A 13813-nucleotide genomic window follows, 5' to 3' on the forward strand; every position below is an offset into this window, starting at 1 on the left:
TATCACCCGTGCCGGATGATCTTGTCCGATCAGGCTGTCGATATCGACCGCTCGCAGTTCGACCTGGTCGCGCACCGGCTCGCGCAGCCGCGGCGCACCGCGCCGCACTGCTTCGGCCCGTGGCTCCGCTTGCTCCGGCAGCTCTCCAAACAACTCGTCACCAGCCATCGTCCCCCTCCTGCAAATCAATCCGCGAAGAGAATCACAGCTGCCACGCGCCCGATATAAAAAGATTCACAGTCTCGTAGGGTGGCCAAAGCGCAGCGTGCCCACCATCACGAGCGAAGTGTTGATGGTGGGCACGGCGCAAGCGCGCCTTTGCCCACCCTACGGCACTGCGGCGTGAGAGCAGCCTTAAACCGGCAATCGGTTCTGCTGCGCCAACTCCTTCAACGACGTCTGCGGGCGCGCGCCGATGTGCTGGATCACCTCTGCGGCTGCGAGCGCGCCGAGCCGACCGGCATTCTCATAGCCGGCATCGCGGACGAGGCCGAACATGAAGCCGGCGGCGAAGAGATCGCCCGCGCCGGTCGTATCCACCAATTGCTCGATCGGGAATGCCGGCACGGCCGTGACGCCGTCCTTCGCTGCCACCACGCAGCCTTTCTCGCTGCGGGTGACGACGCCGAGTTTCGCATCGACGCGGAACTGCTTCAGCGCGCTGTCGAAATCGGCGGTCTGGTACAACGAGCGCAGCTCGGCCTCATTGGCGAACACCAGATCGACCGTGCCTTTGCGCATCAATTCGAGGAATTCGTCGCGATAGCGATCGACGCAAAAGGAATCCGACAAGGTCAGCGCGACCTGGCGGCCTGCGGCATGCGCGATCGTCGCCGCCTTGACGAAGGCTTGCTTGGCGCTCGCGGGATCCCAGAGATAGCCTTCGAGATAGACGATGCGGGACGCCGCGATCTGCGCTTCATCGATATCGGCCGGCGTCAGATCTTGCGCGGCGCCGAGATAGGTGTTCATGGTGCGCTCGCCATCCGGCGTCACCAGGATATAGGAGCAGCCGGTGGCGGGACCATCGGTGGCGGGCCTGGTCTCGAATGCGACGCCTGCGGCGCGGATGTCATGGGCATAGAGCCGGCCGATCTGATCGTCCTTGATCTTGCCGACATAGGCCGCACGGGCGCCGAAATTGGCGACGCCGACAATGGTATTGGCCGCCGAGCCCCCGGACATCTCGGTCGCTGGGCCCATGTCCTGGTAGATCGCGCCGGCGCGGGCCTCGTCGATCAGCGCCATGCTGCCCTTGGCCATGCCGTGCCGACTGAGGAACGCCTCGTCGGTCCTCACCAGGACGTCGAAAATTGCGTTGCCGATCCCGAGAACGTCATATTTTGCGTCGGCCATTATCCATCCTTCGAGCGATTGAGAAGGCTGCGCCGTACCAGATCAACATGGCGCCAGCAAGCCAGGTGGCTGTTATATAGAAGTCATATGATCCGCTCTTTCCTCACCGTCTCCTCGGGAACGCTGGCCTCACGGCTGCTCGGCTTTGCCCGCGATTCCATCATCGCGGCGCTGCTGGGCGCCGGCGCGGTTGCCGATGCGTTCCTGGTTGCCTTTCAAATGGTCAATGTGGTCAGGCGGCTCCTGACCGAGGGCGCGCTGAACGCCGCGCTGATACCGGCGTGGCTCCGCTTGCGCGAGACCGAAGGCGCAGCGGCCGCCGCGGCCTTCGCCGGTCGCGTGCTCGGCACTATCAGCGCCGCGCTGATCGTGGCGTCGGTCCTGATCGGCTTGCTGATGCCGCTGGTGATCGCGGCGCTGGCGCCGGGATTTGTCGGCCGCGAAACGCTGGACCTTGCCGTCAACAATGCGCGGCTGATGCTGCCTTATCTCGCCTTCGCCGGACCCGTCACGGTCATGATGGGGCTCATGAACGCGCAAGCGCGCTTTGCGCTCACCGCATTCTCGCCGCTGCTGTTCAACATCGCGCTGATCGCGGTCATGGCCGTGCTGCTGACATGGCGGGGGGATGCCGCGCATGCCGCGATGGTCGTCGCGGCGGCCGTCGGCCTTGCGGGACTTCTGCAATTGTCGATCCTCGTGCTGCGCGGCGGCCGCGCTGCAACGCCGCTCCGCATCTCCTTCGACAAGGACATGCGCGACTTCCTCGGCAAGGCCGTCCCCGGGATGATCGCAAGCAGCGCGCCGCAATGGCTGATGGTGGCGGGTGCCGTGATCGCCTCCAAATCGCCGTCGGCGGTCTCCTGGCTTTATTTTGCCAACCGCCTGATCGAACTGCCGCTCGGGATCGTCGGCGTCGCCATGGGCACGGTGCTGATCCCGGAAATGACGCGCGCGCTGCACAGCGGTGACCGAACCGCCATCGCGCGCGTGGAATCGCGCGGCCTGGAATTGGCGGTCGGACTCGCTTTGCCGGCGACGCTTGGCCTCATCGTATTGAGCGCCCCGGTGGTGCGGATCCTGTTCGAGCACGGCGCGTTTGCCGCGCATGATGCCACGGCCACCGCGCATGCGCTGACCTGGCTTGCGCTCGGCCTGCCCGCGCATGTGCTGGTGAAAGCGCTGTCGCCGGCCTTCTTCGCCCGCGAGGATACCCGCACGCCACTGCTTGGGGCGCTGACCGCCATCGTGGTGGCGATCGTCGCCGCGTTCCTGCTCCGCCACTCTTTCGGCACGCGCGGCATTGCTGCCGGCATCACGCTGGGAGCCTGGAGCAACGCGCTCTATTTGATCCGGAAGGGCGGCGCGACATTCGGCTTCGCGATCGATACGGAGGCCCGCGATCGGCTCCCGCGCATCTGCCTGGCGGCGCTCGCCATGGGCGCGCTGCTGTGGCTTCTGCAGGAGTTCGCGCCGCTGGCCGCAGGATCGCGCGGGCCGGCGCAGGCCGTGCTGCTGTTCGCGGTGATTTTGGCCGCCATGGCGAGCTACGGCCTGTTCCTGAAGCTGTTCGGCGTGATCGGCTGGCGCGAGGCGGTCGCCGCGATCAGGCAAAACCGTCCCGCCTGACTTGCGCCGATAGCCCCAAAATGGCAAACGACCCCGCCGAAGCGGCATTTTCCGGGAATTGACACCATGGCGTTCGTGGAACGGGTTTTTTCAGGCGTCCAGCCGACGGGCAATCTGCACCTCGGCAATTACCTCGGCGCCATCGTCAACTTCGTCAAGCTGCAGGAGACGCACAATTGCATCTACTGCGTCGTCGACATGCACGCGATCACGCAGGGCGTTGATGTCTGGGGCGGCCCGGCGGAGCTGACGCGCAACACCCGCGAGGTGACGGCGGCGTTCATTGCGAGCGGCATCGACCCGAAGAAGCACATCGTCTTCAACCAGAGCCAGATCGCAGGCCATGCCGAGCTTGCCTGGATCTTCAACTGCGTCGCCCGCATCGGCTGGCTGAACCGGATGACCCAGTTCAAGGAGAAGGCCGGCAAGGATCGCGAGAACGCCTCCGTCGGTCTCTACGACTATCCGGTGCTGATGGCGGCCGACATCCTGCTCTATCGCGCGACCCACGTGCCTGTGGGTGAGGACCAGAAGCAGCATCTCGAGCTGTCACGCGACATCGCGCAGAAGTTCAACAACGACTTCGGCGACTCGATCCGCGGCCACGGCCTTGCCGACGGCCTGTTCTTCCCGCTGCCCGAGCCGCTGATCACGGGACCGGCGACGCGGGTGATGAGCCTGCGCGACGGCACCAAGAAGATGTCGAAGTCGGAACCCTCTGATAATTCGCGCATCAATCTCACCGACGATGCCGACACCATCGCGCAGAAGATCCGCAAGGCGAAGACCGATCCGGAGCCGTTGCCATCAGAGGAAAAGGGGCTGGAGGCCCGGCCCGAAGCCGACAATCTCGTCGGCATCTACGCAGCGCTCGCCGGCATCAGCAAGCAGGCCGTACTGAAGGATTTCGGCGGCGGCCAGTTCTCCAGCTTCAAGAACGCGCTGGTGGACGTTTGCGTTGCGAAACTGTCGCCAATCGCGGCCGAAATGAAGCGGCTGGTCGCCGACCCCGGCCATGTCGATCAAATCCTGGTCGACGGCGCCAACCGCGCCCGCGTGATCGCCGATGAAACCATGCGCGCCGCGAAGGACGTCGTCGGCTTCATCCGGCAGCGATAGGCGATCAACATCGATTGCTCTCGCACCCTCTCCCAAAAGCCGAGGGGGTGTGGCAGCATAAGTCTGCTTGGCAATAATGCACCGGGACATGCATGACCACCCAGCGACGAAGCTACGAATCTGGTCACAAGCCGAAATGCCTTGTCATCGTTGACGACAGCGCCGAATGGGACCGCGCCGTCTACTACGCCAGCCGCTGGGCGATCCGGGTCGGCGGCGGCGTCGTGATGCTGCGCGTCATCGAGACCGAGGACCAGAACCAGCAATGGCTCGGGGTGGCCGACATCATGCGTGCCGAGGCCGAGGAAGCGGCAAACGAGGCGCTCGACCGCGCCGCCGGGCGCGCCAACGGGATTGCCGCGATCACGCCCGAGCGGGTGATTCGCGAGGGCGACCCAACCGAGCAGGTCCTCGACGTCATCGACAAGGACGAGGACATCTCGATCCTGGTGCTGGCGGCCAATCCGGGGCCGGAAGGCCCGGGTCCGATCATCACCACCATGGCCAAGATCATGGGCGAGTTCCCGATTCCCGTCACCATCGTGCCCGGCGGACTGACCGACGAAGAGATCGATTCGCTATCGTAACCCCTTGATCAATCGTCGGAACCGACGGTTCCCGCCTTGATCCGTGCGTTCGCCGTCGCCATCTGCTAAGGGAACCCCACGCGCCGGCCTTGAACCGGCGACGCCGGAGAAAACAAATGTTCATCCAGACCGAAGCTACCCCCAATCCCGCCACCCTGAAGTTCATTCCGGGCCGCACCGTGCTCGCGAGCGGCACCATGGAATTTGCGACACCTGAAGCCGCCGTCCGCTCCCCGCTCGCCGAACGGCTGTTCGCCGTGCCCGGCGTCACCGGCGTGTTCTATGGCTCCGACTTCGTCACCGTGACCAAGGCCGACGGCGACTGGCAGCATCTGAAGCCCGCAATCCTCGGCGCGATCATGGAGCACTACATGTCCGGCGCGCCGCTGCTCGCCGACGGCAGCGTCGATGGCGACGATTCGCTCGATGAGGAAGATGAGTTCTTCAATGACGAAGATGCCGACACCGTCGCGCAGATCAAGGACTTGATCGAGACGCGGGTGCGGCCTGCAGTCGCCAATGACGGCGGCGACATCACCTTCCGCGGCTTCAAGGATGGCGTCGTCTATCTCAACATGAAGGGCGCCTGCTCCGGCTGCCCGTCCTCGACCGCGACGCTGCAGCACGGCATCCAGAATCTGCTGCGGCACTTCGTCCCCGATGTGGTCGAAGTCCGCCCGATGTAAGGAGAGCGAATAGTGAGTGGCGAATGGCGAATAGGGATCGCGCCTGACCATCCATTCGCCATTCGCCAATTGCCATTCGCTCCATGATCATTCTCGCCATCGATACGGCGCTCGACGCCTGCTCTGCCGCCGTGCTCGACACCACCGCGAGCAAGCCGCTCGCGCTGGAATCGCAACCGATGAAGCGCGGGCATGCCGAAGCGCTGATGCCACTGATCGCGCGGGTGATGAAGGAGAGCGGCATCGCCTTCGTCGCGCTTGATCGCATTGCCGTCACCACCGGTCCCGGCAGCTTCACCGGACTGCGCGTCGGCCTGTCGGCGGCGCGCGGCATCGCGTTGGCCGCCAGCAAACCCGTCGTCGGTGTCACCACGCTGACCGCTTATGCCGCGCCTGTCGTCGCCGAGAACGGCGAGCATCCGATCATCTCCGCGATCGATGCGCGGCATGACCATGTCTATTTCCAGGTGGTGAGCGGCGACGGCAGCCCGCTGGTCAAGCCGAAGGTGGCGCCGGTCGAGCAGGCGATCAAGGCCGCGCAGCTTGGCACACCGCATCTGGTCGGCAATGCCGCAAAAATCCTCGCCGACCGCTGGCCGGCGGAGACGGCCCCGCCGTTCAAGAACGATACCCAGGCCGCGCCCGACATCACCTGGGTCGCCTGGGTCGGCGCGGCCGTCAGCCCCGAAGCGGCGCCGGCGCGGCCGTTCTATCTGCGCGCGCCGGACGCAAAGCCGCCGGCCAATCCGCTGCTCGACGTCGCGCAATCGACCGCGTCATGATGGCCTGGCTTTCCGAATGGCTCAGCCGCGGCACGCCGGCGGTCGAAGCCGCGACTGTGCGCGATGCACCGCGTTTGGCGCAGCTACATGGCGCCTCGTTTCATCGCGGCTGGGGCGAAGGCGAATTCGAGGCAATGCTCGCCGAGCGCAACACGCTGGTGCATCGGCTGCGGCTCGGGCGCAAGATCATCGGCTTTGCAGTATCGCGGATGGGAGCGGACGAAGCTGAAATCCTGTCGATCGCGATCGATTCCAGCCAGCGCGGCCGCGGCCTGTCGCGCAATTTGTTGCTGACGCATCTGGGCCATCTTGCTGGCCGCGGCGTGCGCACTGTTTTCCTCGAGGTGGAGGAAAATAACCAGCCGGCGCGACGGCTCTATGAACGGGCCGGATTTGCCGTCGTCGGTCGCCGTGAACGCTATTACAAGCAGCCCGGTGGGGAACATTTGAATGCGCTTCTGATGCGCCGTGACTTGTCGTAACATGCGGGCGGTGGCAGAACAGTCCCGCCCTGCCCTTCCAGGCTGAAGAAACATGGCTCCGCTGAAAACCTCGTCTGCGATGAAGAACACCGGCATCGAGGCGCGCTGCGCCGCGACCGGCATGCGCATGACCGAGCAGCGCCGCGTCATCGCGCGCGTGCTGGCCGAATCCGTGGATCATCCTGACGTCGAGGAGCTGTACCGGCGCTGCGTCGCGGTCGACGACAAGATCTCGATCTCGACCGTCTACCGCACCGTAAAGCTGTTCGAGGACGCTGGCATCATCGAGCGCCACGACTTTCGCGAGGGCCGCGCGCGCTATGAGCAGATGCCCGACAGCCATCACGACCACCTGATCAATTTGCGCGACGGCAAGGTGATCGAATTCACGTCCGAAGAGATCGAGAAACTGCAGGCGGAGATCGCCCGCAAGCTCGGCTACAAGCTGGTCGACCACCGTCTCGAACTGTATTGCGTCCCGCTGGACGAAGATAAATCGTAGTCTGAATTGAATCCCGATCTCATCATCTTCGATTGCGATGGCGTCCTGGTCGACAGCGAAGTCATTTCGTGTCGCGCGCATGCCGAGGTCCTGACGCGTCACGGCTATCCGATCACGTCGGAACAGGTGTTCGATCGTTTCCTCGGTCGCTCGACACGACAGGCCAATCTCGAAATCGAGGCCGAACTCGGCCGCAGCCTTCCAGATGATTATCACACGCAATTGCAGGACGAGCTGTTCCGTTCCTTTGAGGCGGATCTGCAGGCGGTGCCGCACATTCACGCCGCGCTCGACCAGATCGGGCAGCCCGTTTGCGTGGCGTCCAGCGGCTCACCACAACGCATGCGCGTCAGCCTTGGTCGCACCGCCCTCTACGAACGATTTGCACCGAACATCTTTTCAGCCCTGCAGGTCAAGAACGGCAAGCCGGCGCCCGATCTCTTCCTGTTCGCGGCCGGGCAGATGAAGGTGGCGCCCGAACGCTGTCTCGTGGTCGAGGACAGCCTCCCCGGCATCACAGCCGCCCGCGCCGCCGGGATGGCGGTGCTCGGCTTCTGCGGCGGCAGCCATTGCGGGCCCGGCCATGCCGAGACGCTGCGCGCCGCCGGCGCCACGATGACCTTTGCGGACATGCGGGAACTGCCCGGGCTGATCGAAAACGGTGCAATCGTCGCCGCAACCTGAGCCGTCATTCCGGGATTGTCCGAAGGACCAGACCCGGAATCTCGAGATTCCGGGTTCGATGCTGGCGCATTGCCCCGGAATGACGGGCCCAAAAGCTGGATTTTGACGGCTTTAGGCTATATTTGAGCCCTGCGCCCCGATGCGCTCCTTTCCACCCCAAGCAGGTTCCATGACGCCGCCGCGCAAGCTGCACATCAAATCCTATGGCTGCCAGATGAATGTCTACGATGCGCAGCGCATGGTGGATACGCTGGCCGGCGAGGGTTTTGTCGAGACGGCAAACGCCGACGAAGCGGATCTGGTGATCCTCAACACCTGCCATATCCGCGAGAAGGCCTCGGAAAAGGTCTATTCCGAGCTCGGGCGGCTGCGCGTGATGAAGGACGACGCCGCGCGCCAGGGGCGCGACGTGAAAATTGCGGTCGCAGGCTGCGTTGCGCAAGCCGAAGGCGAGGAGATCATTCGCCGCGCGCCGACCGTCGACGTCGTGGTCGGTCCGCAGAGCTACCACCATCTGCCGCAACTGCTGAGGCAGGCGAAAGCGGAAGGCCGCGCGCTGGAGACCGAATTCCCGGTCGAGGACAAGTTCGGATTCTTGACCCCGCCGAAGCCCGACGCGATCCGCTCGCGCGGCATTTCAGCTTTCGTCACCGTGCAGGAAGGCTGCGACAAGTTCTGCACCTTCTGCGTCGTGCCTTACACGCGTGGCGCAGAAGTCTCGCGTCCCGTGACGAGGATCATCGAGGATGTGGCGCGGCTTGCCGATAACGGCGTGCGCGAGATCACCCTGATCGGGCAGAACGTCAACGCCTATCACGGCGAAGGGCCGGATGGACGAAGCTGGCCGCTCGGCAAGTTGCTTGAGCGGCTCGCCGCCATCCCCGGCGTGCTGCGCCTGCGCTATTCGACCAGCCATCCGCGCGATGTCGAGGACAGTCTGATCGAGGCGCATCGTGACCTGCCGGCGCTGATGCCGTTCGTGCACCTGCCGGTACAGTCCGGTTCGGACCGAATCTTGGCAGCCATGAACCGCAAACATACCGCCGATGATTACCGCCGCGTCATCGACCGATTTCGTGCGGTACGCCAAGACATTGCTTTTTCTTCCGATTTCATTGTCGGCTTCCCCGGCGAAAGTAGGGAAGATTTTTCTGCGACCCTCGCGCTTGTCATGCAAATAGGGTACGCTGCGGCTTATTCGTTCAAATATTCGCCGCGGCCCGGCACGCCGGCGGCGGACATGCAGGAGATGGTGCCAGCGGCGGAAATGGACGAGCGATTGGAGCGCCTCCAGAACTTGATCGACAGCCAGCAATCGGCCTTCAACAAGGCTGCGATCGGCACCACGGTCGATGTGCTGTTCGAACGCGCCGGGCGCAATCCCGGCCAGATCGTCGGCCGTACTGCCTATCTGCAGCCCGCGCACGTGATGGCATCATCGGACATCGTCGGGAAAGTCCTGCCGGTCAGGATCGACAGCCTCGAGCGCTACAGCCTGCTCGGCGAGCTGGCCCCGCGTCATGCGCGGCCTCAGTCATCCGCTCTTTCGCAGACGACCATTGGAGCCTGAACCCTTGCCAAAAAGCGCATCGGATTCACCATCGCTTGCTCCCAGCCGCAAACCTGACCGCGACATGCCGATCCCTCCAGAGACCCAGGTCGTCATCGACTTCGACGACAACCGCGCCGCGTCCGCGCTGGTCGGCCCTTATGGACAGAATCTGGCGCAGGTCGAACGCCGGCTCGGCGTCGTCGTTGACTCCCGCGGCAACCAGATCACCATCGCCGGTTCCCGCGACGGCTGCGACGCCGCACGACGCGTGCTGGAGACGCTTTATGGCCAGGCAACGCAGGGGCATGATCTTTCGCAGGGCGACGTCGAAGGCGCGATCCGCGCCGTGATCGCGCAGGGCTCGCTGTTCGAGTTCGACGCCAAGACCGCAAAGCCCTCGTTCGAGACCATCAACTTACGCAAGCGCCCGGTGCGGGCGCGCACCGCCGCGCAGGATTCCTACATCCGCGCGCTGAAGCGGCACGAGCTGGTGTTCGGCGTCGGGCCTGCCGGTACCGGCAAGACCTGGCTTGCGGTCGCCTATGCCGCGCAATTGTTCGAGCGCAAGGAAGTCGATCGCATCATCCTGTCGCGACCCGCGGTGGAGGCCGGCGAACGGCTCGGCTTTCTGCCTGGCGATCTTCGCGAGAAGGTCGACCCCTATCTGCGGCCGATCTATGACGCGCTCTATGACCTGATGGATGCGCGCGTCGTCGAGCGCGCACTGCAGGGCGGCGAGATCGAGATCGCGCCGCTTGCCTTCATGCGCGGCCGCACGCTGACCAATGCCGTCATCATCCTGGATGAAGCGCAAAACACCACTTCGATGCAGATGAAGATGTTCCTGACGCGGCTCGGCGAGAACAGCCGCATGATCGTCACCGGCGACCCCTCGCAGGTCGACTTGCCGCACGGCCAGGCCTCCGGGCTGGCAGAGGCAGTGAGCCTGCTGGAAGGCGTCGAGGGCATCGCGCAGGTGCGCTTCACCGCGGAGGACGTGATCCGTCACGAATTGGTGGCGCGGATCGTCGCCGCCTATGAGGGATTGCCACAACGGCAGGTCGCCGCCAAATCTTGATGTCATGAGCCGGCCTCACGGACCTGCCGCAAGCGGGTTCCGGCCGCAACCACAACGCCTAGAAACAACAACTTTTTGGAACGACAGTGTCTTCCGCCTTCCCCGCTACCGAGGTTCTGGTCACAGCCGATTGCTGGCAGACCGAGCCTGATACTGAAGCGGTGATCCATCGCGCCATCGAGGCCGCCGCCGAAATCACCGACGCCGATGTCGGCGAGGCCGAACTGGCAGTGATGCTGACGGATGATTCCGGAATTCGGACGCTAAACAACAATTGGCGCGGCATCGACAAGCCGACCAACGTGCTGTCGTTTCCGGCGTTGCAGCCAAAGGGCGCTCAGGGGCTGGACGACGCCCCGCGCATGCTCGGCGATATTGCGATCGCCTATGAGACGACGCGCAGGGAGGCGGACGAGGAGCAGAAGCCGTTCGACCATCATTTAAGCCACCTCGCGGTGCACGGTTTCCTGCATCTGATCGGCTACGACCACGAAAACGACGACGACGCCGAGCAAATGGAAAATCTCGAGCGCGAAATCCTCGCGCAGCTCGGCATTCCCGATCCGTATGCGGACCGGGAGCGGATGGACTGAAATGGCGGACTCCGAACCTACCCACGACAATCCGCGCGATGTGCGCAACCTGCCGGCCGTGGTGCCGGAGGAGGTACAGCGTCCCGCAGCGGAGGGCTGGCTGCTGCGTGCGATCCGCACCTTGTTCGGCTGGAAGGCAGGATCGGTTCGCGACGACCTGCAGGTGGTGCTCGATGCGTCAACGCCCGATGACGTGAACTTTTCCGCCGTCGAGCGGACCATGCTGCGCAACATTCTCAATCTGCATGAGCGGCGTATCGCCGACGTGATGGTGCATCGCGCCGACATCGTCGCCGTGAAGCGCGACATCCCGCTCGGCGAATTGATGAGCCTGTTCGAAAGCGCCGCGCATTCGCGCCTCGTGGTCTACAACGAAACCCTCGATGATCCCGAGGGCATGGTGCACATCCGAGACCTGCTTGCGTTCATGACCGCAAGAGCGCGCGTCAGCGACGCCGGCAAGACGCGGCGCAAGAAGCCGCTGCCCGCCGGCCTCGACCTGCGCGCGGTCGATCTCGCGCTGCCGCTTCACGAAGCCAGCATCATCCGAAAACTTCTTTATGTGCCGCCGTCGATGCGCGCGATCGACCTCTTGGTGCAGATGCAGGCCACGCGTATTCACCTGGCGCTGGTGGTCGACGAATATGGCGGCACCGACGGATTGGTGACGATCGAGGACCTCGTTGAGGAAATCGTCGGCGAGATCGACGACGAGCACGACAGCGATGAGCCGCCGTCGATCGTTCGCCAGCCGGATAACTCGTTCATCGCCGACGCGCGGGCGAGCCTCGATGATGTCCGCTCGGTGATCGGCGAAGACTTCGTCACGGGCGAAGCCGGCGAGGAAGTCGAGACGCTCGGCGGCTATCTGGTGTCGTTTGTCGGCCGCGTGCCGGTGCGCGGCGAATTGATTTCCGGGCCCGGCAATTTCGAGGTCGAAGTGCTCGACGCCGATCCGCGACGGGTCAAGCGCGTGCGGATCGCAACCCGCAAGGAACGCAACGTCCCGCGCAAGGAGCGCGAGAGCCGTCGCCGCAGCGAGGCCGCGCCCGATGCCAGCCCTCAGGCCGATGCCAGCCCGCAGGCCAACGACACCGCGCCTCCGCCCTCCGGCGACGGAGCCGCCCCGCAGTGAGGGTTTCCGATCAACTCCGCGCGGCCGGGCTTTCGATCATCCTGACCTGGGGATGGAAGCGCGCCGTCATCGCACTCGTCGCCGGCGCCCTATCCTCGCTCGCGATGGCGCCGTTCAACGCCTGGCCGATCCTGTTCCTGACCTTCCCGGTCGCGGTCTGGCTGATTGACGGCGCAGGCGCCGGAAAGTGGCGCGGCATCCCGGCGGCGGCAATCTCCGGCTATTGGTTCGGGCTCGGCTACTTCGTGCCGGGGCTTTACTGGATCGGCTATGCCTTCCTGGTCGATGCGCAGACCTTCGCCTGGCTGTTGCCGTTTGCGATACTCGGCCTGCCGGCCTATCTGGCACTGTTTCCCGCGCTCGGCTTTGCGCTGGCGCGCCTGCTCTGGACTCCCGACGGCTTCCGCGTGCTGGCGCTGGCGGCGAGCCTGACCATCGCCGAATGGCTGCGCGGTCATGTGCTATCAGGATTCCCCTGGAACGCCTTCGGTTATGCGCTGTCAGAACCACTGGCGCTGGCGCAGACCGCGTCGCTGATCGGGCTCTGGGGCATGACGTTCCTCAGCCTCGCAATCTTCGCAAGCCCGGCCGTCTTGATCGATGGCAAATCATCCAACCGAAAGCTGTGGCGGGTGCCGGTCATAGCGCTGGTCGTTCTCGCGGCCATGCTGGTTTTCGGCGCGGTGCGGCTGTCGCGGCTGCCGACCACCATGGTCGCCAACGTCAAGCTGCGCATCATGCAGCCCAACCTGCAGCAGGACGTCAAATTCAACTACGCCGCCAAAGCGGAGGTGATGAAGAAATATCTGACGCTGTCCGATCGCGCTTCCGGCCCGCAATCCACTGGTGTGCGCGATGCCAGCATCCTGATCTGGCCAGAATCGGCGTTTCCGTTTTTCCTGACGCGCGAGGCCGACGCGATGGCACAGATCGCCGAGCTCCTGCCCCAAGGCACCGTGCTGATCACCGGCTCGGTGCGCGCCCCGGATCTGCCGCCAGGCGTCCGCATCACGCGCGCCTATAATTCGATCTATGTGATCGACCACGACGGCAGCGTGCTGTCGGTTTACGACAAGCTGCACCTGGTGCCGTTCGGCGAATATCTGCCATTTCAGGACCTGATGGAAAAGCTCGGCTTCGTGCAGCTCACCAAGGTCCATGGCGGATTCATCGCCGGCCAGCGGCGTCGCGCGCTTGACATCCCGAATGCGCCGCGCGCACTGCCGCTGATCTGCTACGAGGCGATTTTCCCTGATGACATTGACATCCACGACGACCGGCCGGGCTGGATCATCAACGTCACCAATGACGGCTGGTTTGGAATCTCGACCGGCCCCCACCAGCATCTACAGCAGGCGCGGCTGCGCGCGATCGAGGAGGGTCTGCCCGTTGTTCGCGCAGCGAACACCGGCATCTCCGCGGTCATCGATCCGGCGGGACGGATTGTCGCAGAACTTGGCCTTGGCATCGAAGGCGTGCTCGATGCCAGATTACCGGCTGCCATCCCGCCAACGCTATATGCACGTTTCAATGACATTCCCGCGGCGATCATTCTGTTCGTCGCATTGTTGCTTGTGGTCGCACGGCGTGTTGCCCGGCGCAATTCTTGACGCCTGCGGGCTCTCGAT

Annotated in this window: 14 protein-coding genes and 1 pseudogene; 13 read left to right on the forward strand and 2 right to left on the reverse strand. The window is 64.4% G+C overall.

Annotated elements, in window-relative coordinates; genetic code table 11:
- Positions 1-168, reverse strand: a pseudogene (locus tag YY7_RS61210) (IS5/IS1182 family transposase); the annotation flags it as partial.
- Positions 169-354: 186 nt separating this feature from the next.
- On the reverse strand, positions 355-1356 hold the full coding sequence (locus tag YY7_RS0142165) for an adenosine kinase (RefSeq protein ID WP_028168414.1): 1002 nt from the start codon (positions 1354-1356) through the stop codon (positions 355-357).
- Positions 1357-1443: 87 nt separating this feature from the next.
- On the opposite strand from YY7_RS0142165, the gene murJ reads away from it, so the two are divergent.
- The 13 genes from murJ to lnt all read left to right on the forward strand — a co-directional run bounded on the left by murJ (position 1444) and on the right by lnt (position 13795).
- Positions 1444-2985, forward strand: a complete 1542-nt coding sequence (murJ, locus tag YY7_RS0142170; protein WP_028168415.1) for a murein biosynthesis integral membrane protein MurJ — start codon at positions 1444-1446, stop codon at positions 2983-2985.
- Positions 2986-3051: 66 nt separating this feature from the next.
- Positions 3052-4104 carry a tryptophan--tRNA ligase gene (trpS, locus tag YY7_RS0142175; RefSeq protein WP_028168416.1) on the forward strand — a complete coding sequence of 351 codons (1053 nt, stop codon included), beginning with the start codon at positions 3052-3054 and terminating at the stop codon, positions 4102-4104.
- A gap of 92 nt (positions 4105-4196) precedes the next feature.
- The gene (locus tag YY7_RS0142180; RefSeq protein WP_028168417.1) at positions 4197-4691 is read left to right on the forward strand and encodes a universal stress protein; all 495 of its coding nucleotides are present in this window, start codon (positions 4197-4199) and stop codon (positions 4689-4691) included.
- 116 nt (positions 4692-4807) lie between these two features.
- Positions 4808-5377, forward strand: a complete 570-nt coding sequence (locus YY7_RS0142185; RefSeq protein ID WP_028168418.1) for a NifU family protein — start codon at positions 4808-4810, stop codon at positions 5375-5377.
- A gap of 83 nt (positions 5378-5460) precedes the next feature.
- Positions 5461-6159, forward strand: a complete 699-nt coding sequence (gene tsaB, locus YY7_RS0142190; protein ID WP_028168419.1) for a tRNA (adenosine(37)-N6)-threonylcarbamoyltransferase complex dimerization subunit type 1 TsaB — start codon at positions 5461-5463, stop codon at positions 6157-6159.
- A complete protein-coding gene (gene rimI, locus YY7_RS0142195; RefSeq protein WP_028168420.1) occupies positions 6156-6641 on the forward strand; it encodes a ribosomal protein S18-alanine N-acetyltransferase in 486 nt (161 codons plus the stop codon). The genes tsaB and rimI overlap by 4 nt, the downstream gene beginning before the upstream one ends.
- Before the next feature lie 52 nt (positions 6642-6693).
- Entirely contained in the window at positions 6694-7143 is a 450-nt protein-coding gene (locus tag YY7_RS0142200) for a Fur family transcriptional regulator (RefSeq protein WP_028168421.1), read from the forward strand.
- Between the two features lie 6 nt (positions 7144-7149).
- Positions 7150-7827 carry an HAD family hydrolase gene (locus YY7_RS0142205; RefSeq protein WP_028168422.1) on the forward strand — a complete coding sequence of 226 codons (678 nt, stop codon included), beginning with the start codon at positions 7150-7152 and terminating at the stop codon, positions 7825-7827.
- Between the two features lie 169 nt (positions 7828-7996).
- Positions 7997-9397, forward strand: a complete 1401-nt coding sequence (gene miaB / locus YY7_RS0142210; protein WP_028168423.1) for a tRNA (N6-isopentenyl adenosine(37)-C2)-methylthiotransferase MiaB — start codon at positions 7997-7999, stop codon at positions 9395-9397.
- Positions 9398-9401: 4 nt separating this feature from the next.
- On the forward strand, positions 9402-10457 hold the full coding sequence (locus YY7_RS0142215; protein ID WP_035692414.1) for a PhoH family protein: 1056 nt from the start codon (positions 9402-9404) through the stop codon (positions 10455-10457).
- Between the two features lie 86 nt (positions 10458-10543).
- A complete protein-coding gene (gene ybeY, locus YY7_RS0142220) occupies positions 10544-11050 on the forward strand; it encodes an rRNA maturation RNase YbeY (RefSeq protein ID WP_028168425.1) in 507 nt (168 codons plus the stop codon).
- A gap of 1 nt (position 11051) precedes the next feature.
- Positions 11052-12185: a hemolysin family protein gene (locus tag YY7_RS0142225; protein WP_028168426.1), complete on the forward strand. Its 1134-nt coding sequence runs from the start codon at positions 11052-11054 to the stop codon at positions 12183-12185.
- The gene (gene lnt / locus YY7_RS0142230) at positions 12182-13795 is read left to right on the forward strand and encodes an apolipoprotein N-acyltransferase (RefSeq protein ID WP_028168427.1); all 1614 of its coding nucleotides are present in this window, start codon (positions 12182-12184) and stop codon (positions 13793-13795) included. The genes YY7_RS0142225 and lnt overlap by 4 nt, the downstream gene beginning before the upstream one ends.
- Positions 13796-13813 lie beyond the last annotated feature (18 nt).

This window comes from Bradyrhizobium elkanii WSM2783 (genome assembly GCF_000472865.1).
In the GTDB taxonomy this organism is placed as follows: Bacteria; Pseudomonadota; Alphaproteobacteria; order Rhizobiales; family Xanthobacteraceae; genus Bradyrhizobium; species Bradyrhizobium elkanii_A.

Coding starts and splice junctions, on each gene's coding strand:
- YY7_RS0142165 (WP_028168414.1), bottom strand. CDS start 1,356: ATGGCCGACGCAAAATATGACGTTCTCGGGATCGGCAACGCAATTTTC.
- murJ (WP_028168415.1), top strand. CDS start 1,444: ATGATCCGCTCTTTCCTCACCGTCTCCTCGGGAACGCTGGCCTCACGG.
- trpS (WP_028168416.1), top strand. CDS start 3,052: ATGGCGTTCGTGGAACGGGTTTTTTCAGGCGTCCAGCCGACGGGCAAT.
- YY7_RS0142180 (WP_028168417.1), top strand. CDS start 4,197: ATGACCACCCAGCGACGAAGCTACGAATCTGGTCACAAGCCGAAATGC.
- YY7_RS0142185 (WP_028168418.1), top strand. CDS start 4,808: ATGTTCATCCAGACCGAAGCTACCCCCAATCCCGCCACCCTGAAGTTC.
- tsaB (WP_028168419.1), top strand. CDS start 5,461: ATGATCATTCTCGCCATCGATACGGCGCTCGACGCCTGCTCTGCCGCC.
- rimI (WP_028168420.1), top strand. CDS start 6,156: ATGATGGCCTGGCTTTCCGAATGGCTCAGCCGCGGCACGCCGGCGGTC.
- YY7_RS0142200 (WP_028168421.1), top strand. CDS start 6,694: ATGGCTCCGCTGAAAACCTCGTCTGCGATGAAGAACACCGGCATCGAG.
- miaB (WP_028168423.1), top strand. CDS start 7,997: ATGACGCCGCCGCGCAAGCTGCACATCAAATCCTATGGCTGCCAGATG.
- YY7_RS0142225 (WP_028168426.1), top strand. CDS start 11,052: ATGGCGGACTCCGAACCTACCCACGACAATCCGCGCGATGTGCGCAAC.